Raw genomic sequence first — 2,540 nt, forward strand, 5'->3', positions numbered from 1 at the left:
GAGGATGACCCGACGCTTCTTGTGGACGTTTAGCGCCCGCTTGTCTCTTGCCATTTTCCGGTGTGCCTATGCGTGCGTCGGGCGCGTGAGCGGCCGAGAAGCGTCTTGGCCGTCTTGGTGTCGGCCTTCGACAGCACCTGGTCCTGGTTCAGACGACGGGTACGCCGGCTCGACTTGTGCTCGAGGTTGTGGCGCATACCGGCCTGCTGCTTCTTCAGCTTGCCGCTGCCGGTGATCTTGAAGCGCTTCTTAGCACCCGAGTGGGTCTTCTGCTTCGGCATCTTCTCTTCCTTCGTATGGCGCCTTCTCAGGCGACGGTGTCAACCCGCGGTGCGGGAGTCTGGGGGCGGGAGTTACTCCGCTGCGGCCTCGGCCGGTGCATCGGTGTCGCTCTTGGCCTCGCGGGCAGCCTGCTTGTTCGCTGCACGCTGCGCGTCGCGAACCGCATTCTGCTCCTGCTTGGCCTCGGACTTGCTCTTGAGCGGAGCCACGATCATGACCATGTTGCGACCGTCGATGGGCGGGTTCGACTCGACGGTTCCGAGCTCGGCGACGTCTTCCGCGAACTTGCGGAGAAGTCGCACGCCCTGCTCGGGACGCGACTGCTCGCGACCGCGGAACAGGATCATCGCCTTCACCTTGTCGCCGGCCTTGAGGAAGCCCTCGGCGCGCTTGAGCTTCGTCGTGTAGTCGTGCGCCTCGATCTTCAGTCGGAACCGGACCTCTTTGAGGATGGTGTTCGCCTGGTTGCGGCGAGCTTCCTTCTCCTTCTGGGCGGCTTCGTACTTGAACTTGCCGTAGTCCATGATCTTGACCACGGGCGGCTTCGAGTTGGGTGCGACCTCGACGAGGTCGAGGTCGGCTTCCTGCGCAAGGCGCAGCGCCGCCTCGATGCGGACGACGCCGATCTGCTCACCCGCGGGGCCGACGAGGCGGACCTCGGGGACGCGGATGCGCTCATTGGTGCGGGGATCGCTGATGCGTAACTCCTTAGACGATGGGATACAGCCACCAGGACGCAGTAAGCATCCTGGGCGAAATCAGAATCGTCCCCCACCCACCGGCATTCAGACGCCGGCTCTGCACCCTGCCTGCCGGATGCATCTGACGACGCGATCCGGTGGAGTGCAAGACCCGGTAGCCTGGAACGGCAAGCGCGGGTGGGAAGTGAATCCTCTTTCGTACCGGAGCATGACGCTCCGGAGCCCGACAAAGTCTAACAGAAGGCAAGGCGAAGTGACGAACCAGGCATCGGACGAGGCTGCACGCGAGCGCGAAGAGCGCTGGGCACGGCAAGAGGAGGCGGCCTCACACGCCACTCGGGACATCGCCGATGTTCCCGCCGTCGAGGTGATCACCACCGCCGCGGTACACCTGATGAGCGCTGCGGCCGTCAAGCTCGGCCTCGCCGATGACCCGGATGCCGCAGCTCAGCTCGACCTCGACGAGGCTCGCAAGCTCATCAACACCCTGGCCGGCCTCATCACCGCCGGCGCACCGGAGATCAGCGACATGCACGCGCGGTCTCTGCGCGACGGACTCCGCTCCCTGCAGCTCGCGTTCCGCGAGGCCTCCACGATCCCCGACCCGATCGGCAAGGGCCCCGGCGAGAAGTGGACGGGGCCGGTCAACTAGGCCTCGAGGACGATCGGCGGGGCTGTCGACGCCCCGCCGCACTGGCCGGTCGGCGGCGTCCAGTCGATATCGTGCTCGGACTCCTCGAGGAGTGATCCGTCGGCGGCGAAGAGCCGGATGACGATCGTCTCGGGTGCACGCATGTCGAGGGAGAGAGTCCAGTCGTCGCCGTCCCGGTTCGCCCAGAGCATCGTCGACACCTCCCCTGTCGCGGGTGTCTCGTTCGCGCGCGGCGAGCATTCGTCGTCCACGCAGAACTGCAGTTCGGCGGCGCCGTCGAACGCGCTGGCGTCGACCGTGATGCCGTTGATCCAGCCGATCGCCGGGCAGACGGTCGCGCAGCCGACGAGGCCGAGCGCGAGCATCGCCGTCACGATCGCCAGGCCTGCTCTTCGCATGCCGCCACCCTAGCCAAGGGGCCGGCGACGTGTCAGATCGAGCGGCGCAGCTTCACCGTGAGCGAGTCCGCGAGCACGGCGATGCGATCATCGGCAGCCCACCGCTGCGCCAGGCGCGACAGCACAGCGTCGAGGACCTCGCGCTCGAGACCGTCGACGAGCTCGAGGACGACGATGAGCTCGGGCCCGCGCAGGCGCGCATCCGGGTCTCCGGCGGCGACCGCGACGTCGATGACGGCGAGCTCGTGAGCCACGCTCTCCTGCAGAGCGCCGAAGACCTCGGGCGACAGGAAGCTCGGTTCCCACCGGTGCCCCTGAGCGATCGCCCAGACAGCGGGGCGGCGGAACACGAACTCGCTCTCGGAGGTCGGGTCGAGCACGATCAGGTCGGTGTCCTCGGCGGATGCCGCGAGTGCCACGCGCGTCGCCTCGACCGGAATCGGCCGTGCGGTCGCATCCCATCGCTGCATCGCCTGGACGGAGGAGAACACGGGCTGCACCCGGCGG

General features: G+C 67.2%; 4 protein-coding genes and 1 pseudogene. 1 reads left to right on the top strand and 4 read right to left on the bottom strand.

The genetic code is table 11. From position 1 onward, the window contains the following. Positions 1-89 precede the first annotated feature (89 nt). A pseudogene (gene rpmI, locus J7E68_RS18355) lies at positions 90-281 on the bottom strand (50S ribosomal protein L35); the annotation flags it as partial. A 72-nt stretch (positions 282-353) separates the two neighbouring features. After that, complete coding sequence (infC, locus tag J7E68_RS18360; protein WP_311417376.1) at positions 354-1,004, bottom strand: translation initiation factor IF-3; 651 nt, start codon at positions 1,002-1,004, stop codon at positions 354-356. A gap of 232 nt (positions 1,005-1,236) precedes the next feature. Here infC and J7E68_RS18365 point away from each other — a divergent pair, with 232 nt between their 5' ends. Continuing rightward, positions 1,237-1,635: a DUF1844 domain-containing protein gene (locus J7E68_RS18365; RefSeq protein WP_215174983.1), complete on the top strand. Its 399-nt coding sequence runs from the start codon at positions 1,237-1,239 to the stop codon at positions 1,633-1,635. On the opposite strand, the gene J7E68_RS18370 is transcribed toward J7E68_RS18365, so the two are convergent. Continuing rightward, entirely contained in the window at positions 1,632-2,033 is a 402-nt protein-coding gene (locus tag J7E68_RS18370) for a hypothetical protein (protein ID WP_215174984.1), read from the bottom strand. The two genes, J7E68_RS18365 and J7E68_RS18370, sit on opposite strands and share 4 nt — an antisense overlap. A gap of 32 nt (positions 2,034-2,065) precedes the next feature. After that, positions 2,066-2,540, bottom strand: a 475-nt coding sequence (locus tag J7E68_RS18375) for an SseB family protein (protein WP_215174985.1), incomplete at its 5' end; no start/stop codon positions are given.

The sequence above is a fragment of the Microbacterium sp. ISL-103 genome, assembly GCF_018613995.1.
Lineage (GTDB): Bacteria > Actinomycetota > Actinomycetes > Actinomycetales > Microbacteriaceae > Microbacterium.

Bases quoted from the DNA above. Each gene is read 5' to 3' on its own strand.
- J7E68_RS18370 (WP_215174984.1), bottom strand. From the start codon at position 2,033: ATGCGAAGAGCAGGCCTGGCGATCGTGACGGCGATGCTCGCGCTCGGC.